Annotated in this window: 5 protein-coding genes; all 5 read right to left on the bottom strand. The window is 72.9% G+C overall.

Annotated features, from left to right (window positions below; translation table 11 throughout):
• Positions 1–160: 160 nt before the first annotated feature.
• The 5 genes from ACTWPW_RS63040 to ACTWPW_RS63020 all read right to left on the bottom strand — a co-directional run bounded on the left by ACTWPW_RS63040 (position 161) and on the right by ACTWPW_RS63020 (position 4,723).
• Positions 161–502: an ArsR/SmtB family transcription factor gene (locus tag ACTWPW_RS63040; RefSeq protein WP_443174860.1), complete on the bottom strand. Its 342-nt coding sequence runs from the start codon at positions 500–502 to the stop codon at positions 161–163.
• The gene (locus ACTWPW_RS63035; protein ID WP_443174859.1) at positions 502–780 is read right to left on the bottom strand and encodes a hypothetical protein; all 279 of its coding nucleotides are present in this window, start codon (positions 778–780) and stop codon (positions 502–504) included. Before ACTWPW_RS63035 ends, ACTWPW_RS63040 begins: the two co-directional genes overlap by 1 nt.
• Positions 781–900: 120 nt before the next feature.
• A complete protein-coding gene (locus ACTWPW_RS63030; protein ID WP_443174858.1) occupies positions 901–2,301 on the bottom strand; it encodes a glycerophosphodiester phosphodiesterase family protein in 1,401 nt (466 codons plus the stop codon).
• 62 nt (positions 2,302–2,363) lie between these two features.
• Positions 2,364–3,641: an ABC transporter substrate-binding protein gene (locus tag ACTWPW_RS63025; protein ID WP_443174857.1), complete on the bottom strand. Its 1,278-nt coding sequence runs from the start codon at positions 3,639–3,641 to the stop codon at positions 2,364–2,366.
• Between the two features lie 65 nt (positions 3,642–3,706).
• A complete protein-coding gene (locus ACTWPW_RS63020; RefSeq protein WP_443174856.1) occupies positions 3,707–4,723 on the bottom strand; it encodes a branched-chain amino acid ABC transporter permease in 1,017 nt (338 codons plus the stop codon).
• Between the last annotated feature and the right edge of the window lie 90 nt (positions 4,724–4,813).

The raw sequence follows: 4,813 nt of genomic DNA, 5'->3' as shown, positions 1-4,813 counted from the left end.
GGCCCTGGTCTTGGGGGGGTGGTGGGGGCATCGCCCCAGAAAGAGGGGGGTGGGGGGGGTGGCGCCTGGTTCCCCCCCACCCACCCTCCGAGCCCGTACCGCGTTCCGGGGCCCGGCTTGCCGCACCGATCCCCCGCGAGGCCCGCGGTCACCAGGTTGCTCACTCCCGGCCGGCTTCGGCCTGCAGCAACTCGCTGAGCAGCTCACGCTGATCGGACAGCTTGGCGGTCAGCAGCTGACGGGCCGCGCGCAGCAACTCGGCCACGTCCCCGCCGGACAGCGCGTACACCACGCTGGAGCCCTCCCGGTGGGCGGTCACCAGCTCGGAGCGGCGCAGCACCGCGAGGTGCTGCGACAACCCGGTCGGCTCGACCTCGATCTCGGCCAGCAGGTCGCGCACCGGCTTCGGCCCTTCCTGCAGCAGCTCCAGCACCCGGATCCGGACCGGATGGCCCAGCAGCCGGAACAGCTCCGCCTTGGCCTGGTACAACGGCACCGACATTACGGCCGCTCTCCCCGCTCGGGCTCGGCCGGCTCGGGCTCGGCCGGCTCAGCCTCGGCCGGCTCAGCCTCGGCCGGCTCAGCCTCGGCCGGCTCAGCCTCGGCCGGCTCGGGCTCGGCCAGGCGGATGCCGTGAGTGCGGGCCAGGCGCGTAACGTGCTCCCACTCGGCCTCGGCCACGAGAGCCTCGTCCGGGTCCTGGTCGCGACGGGCGGCCAGCACCGCCGCCCGGGCCAGGCGTGCCCGTTCTCGCACCGCCGCCGCGAACGCACCGCTCACGCGTGCCACCTTCCGGATCGCCGAAGTAAACAGCCCCATACTCTGCTGAATTGCGAAATTTCGCAACTCAGCTACTGCGAGCTGCGTATCGCGCCCGGCTGAGCGCCTTCCGGCCGGGTGTCAGCGCTTGATCAGGTCGAGCTGCAGGTAGTCGAGGTTGAAGTTCTGGTAGGCGGTCTCCGGCATGCGCAGGACCAGCTCGTGCGTGCCCCCGGTGAGGCGGCGGCGCTCCAGGGGCTGGAGGGTCAGCGCGTCGTGGCTGGTGGTGTTCGCGATCGGGGTGGTGGTGCCGGTGCCCGTGCCCCAGTCGAGCACGACGGTGCCGGCCGGTGAGTACGGCGAGGAGACGCGGGCCGAGACCTGGTAGAGGCCCGGCTGCTTGACCTCGAAGCGATACTTGAGCCACTCGCCGCCGCGGATCCAGTTCACCGCGATGGCGCCCTCGAGGTCGCAGATGTCCACGCCCTCCTCGGGCCGGGCCACGGTGCAGCGGTTCGGGTCGAGGTCGTGGTAGCCGACGCCCTCGCCGCCCGGCGCGAAGTCCTCGCCCTCGACGCGGATCGTGCGGTTGCCGGGTTGCCGGCCCCAGTGGGACAGGTTGCCGCCGTCGCGCCAGTAGTCCAGCGCCTCGACGTTGTCGGTCTGGATCATGTTCGCGCCGTACGTCCTGACCAGCGCGCGCCAGCCGAGGTTCGCGTCGCGCAGGGACGCCTCGTCGGTGTACCTGGCGGCCAGGCCGTACCACATGCTGTTGATCCAGATCCGGCTGTGCCGCGCGATCTTCTCCAGCGTCCGGGGAGCGACCTGCGGATCTTCGGCCCGGTCGAACACCACCTCGTACGCCACGGGCTGGCGGCCGGGGAAGGTGCCGACCACGCCGGCGGTGCTGTCGTCGATGATGTGCATGTAGAGGATCTCGGCGTCCCGGGCCATGAAGGCGGCGGCCTCCTCGACCGTGGGGGCGCCCTTGAACAGGCCGTGGTCCACGGTGCCGGTCCGCTTCAGCACCTCGTACATCGCCTCGCGGACGGGCCAGCCCTTGTCGAGGTTGACCAGGGCCCGGCCCTTGACGGCCAGCATCGCCTCCTCGAAGGTGGGCACGGTGTGGCCGGTGAGCGCGGCCTGGTTGCCGCCCAGGCCCTGCTTGAGGCGGAGCGACCTGATCTGCGCGAGGGTCAGGTCGGCGACGCGGCCGGTGCCGTTGGTGGTCCGGTTGACGGTCTCGTCGTGCATGAGCACCAGGTGGCCGTCGCGGGTGGGCCGTACGTCGATCTCGACGATCTCGGCGCCGTCCTCGACGGCGGCCTGGATCGCGGCCAGGGAGTTCTCCGGGGCGTCGCGCCACTGCCCTCGGTGGGCGGCGATCATGAGCGGGGCTCCGGGGCCGTGCCGCAGCAGTTGCTCGTGTATGCGGTCGAACCCGTCCGCGGCGGACGCCGGGGGGAGCGAGGTGAGGGTGGCGGCGGTCGCCAGGGCGGCCAGGCCGGTGACGGTCAGCGTACGGCGGAACTTCCGAATCATGGACAGAGACCCTGTAATAGGGACATGGCGGGCTCGTGAACGGACGGCGGACTCCGCCGCAATCAAGGGTGATCTTGGGGCGGGACCGGGCCGAACTCGGCGCGGGTGTCGATGACCTTGCCGAACCGTACCCAGCGGTTGCCCTCCAAGCGCGTGAGCTGCATCGACTCGATCGGGAACCCGTCATCGGGCCCCGTGGAGAGCGTGATGCCGGGCAGGAGCAGGTCCAGCTCGACGTCCGACAGGCTGCGCATCGCCGCGCGCATGGCCTCACGGGAGGGGCAGCGCATGCGTTCGAGCACCTTGACGAAGGCCTGCGCCGCCGTCCAGCCGAAGACCACCTGCTGCCCGGCGGGGTCGGCCTCGGGCGCGTGCCGGGCCAGCGCGGCCAGGTAGGTGTGCATGCCCGGGTCGTCGGCCCAGTCCGGCGCGCCCGGCTCCTTCTGGAACCCGGCCGTCACGATGCCCTGGACCTTGTCGTACCCCACGGGCTTCAGGACGGCGGGGGAGGCGGCCACGCCGTTGACGATGTGCAGGGGGTTCCAGCCGGTCATGGCCGCGTCGGTGGCCAGCGCCTGGGCGGCGAACTTCGGCGTGCTGACGTTGAGCAGGACGTCGGCCCGGGAGGCGGCGAGGTTGGCCAGCTGGCCCTGCACGCTGGGGTCGGTCACCTCGTAGCTCAGCGCCGCCACGAGCCGTACGGACGTGCCGGCGATCGCCTGGCGGAAGCCGTCGAGCAGGTCGTGGCCGAAGTCGTCGTTCTGGTACAGCACCGCGACCCTGGCCTCGGGCCTGGCCTTGGCCAGGTAGCGGGCGTAGACCCGGGCCTCGGCGACGTAACTGGGCTGGAAGCCGATCGTCCAGGGACGCCTGGTGTCGCTGCCCCACTGGGTGGCCCCCGTGGCGACGAACACCTGCGGCACCCTCCACCGGTCGGCGTACTCACGCACCGCGGCCGTCGAGGGGGTGCCGAGTGTCTGGAACAGCGCGAACACCCGGTCGTGCAGCACCAGGCGGCGAGCCTCCTCCACCGCGCGGGCGGGCTGGTAGGCGTCGTCGCGAACCAGGAACTCGATGCGCCGCCCCTCCACGCCTCCGCGCGCGTTGACGTGGTCGAAGTAGGCGCGGGCGCCCTGGGCGACGGCCGCGTAGGCGGAGGCGGGCCCGGACAGCGGGTAGATCCCGCCGACCCGCACGGACTCGGCGGTGATCCCGGTGCCCACCTGGCCCGCGCAGCCGCCGGTGAGCGTGACCTCGCCGGACGCCGGCCGGCAGCCCGACGCCAGGAGGACGAGCGACGCGGCGAGACATCTGGCCAGCGGCACGACCCCGGCTCTCATGTGCGCCTCCCGACCGTTTTCACGTGCGCCTCCCGGCAGTTCTCACGTGCGCCTCCCGGCGGCTGTCATGTGCGCCTCCCGGCGACGCTCCAGGCGGTCCGGCGCAGCAGGCCGGTGAGTCCCGTCGGCGCCGCGTAGACGACGAGGACGATCAGCAGGCCGGAGATGACGCCCGGGGCGGCCGGGTTCAGCTCCCGGGCCACGGCGGGCACGCCCATCACGACGAACGCGCCGAGCAGCGCCCCGGTCAGCGTGGCGGGGCCACCGATGACCACCCCGGCCAGCAGCGTGATGGACAGGCTGAGGGCGAAGGAGTCGGGGGAGACGAAGCCGGCCGTCCAGGTGTAGAGGGCGCCCGCCGTGCCCGCGTACATGGCGCTCCAGGCGAAGGCGTGCGTCATGTGGGTCGCCGGGCGCATGCCGAGCACCTCGGCCGCCGCCCGGTGCTCCCGGAGCGCGGTGAGCGCCCGCCCGCCCCGCGAGGCCGTCAGGTTGCGGATCCCGGCGAAGGCCGTGACGGTCACCCCGAGGACGAGGAAGTAGACCCACTGGTCGTCGTCCAGCACGGGCGCCCGCGGCGTGGGCACGGGCATCCCCATCGCCCCGCCGGTGATCGCCGGGAAGCGCTTGAGCAGCGGCGGCAGCACGACGGCGACCGCGAAGGTCACCATGGCCAGGTAGAGCCCGCGCAGCCGCAGCGCGGGCAGCCCGGCCGCCCAGCCGAGCCCGAAGGTGAGCAGCGCCGCGACCGGCAGGGTCAGCGGGTACGGCGGGCCGAACTGCGCGATCATGACGGCAGCCGTGTAGGCGCCGACGCCGAAGAACGTGCCGTGGCCCAGGGGGATCTGCCCGCAGCGCACCACCAACAGGTACAGGCCGAGCAGAGCGACGGCGTACACGAGTATGAGTGTGGCCTGGAACAACAGGTACGGCGGCAGCACGAACGGCAGCGCCACGGCGCCCGCCGCCAGAGCGCCCAGCCCGGCGCGCCGCCACGGCCACACCTGCCGCCGGTCCCCGGCCGCCTGCCCGACGGGCATCCTGCGGTGCCCCGGGGGCACGAGCCCGGGGACCGTGTTCACGCCCGCTCCACGGGCGCCGAGCCGAACAGGCCCTGCGGTCGCAGCAGCAGCACGGCGACGATGAGCACCAGCGGCACCGCGATCTTCAGG

This window comes from Nonomuraea sp. KM90, from assembly GCF_052246675.1.
Classification (GTDB): Bacteria; Actinomycetota; Actinomycetes; order Streptosporangiales; family Streptosporangiaceae; genus Nonomuraea.
Note: the sequence above shows the minus strand (reverse complement) of the source record. Positions and strands in the feature narration are given on the sequence as shown.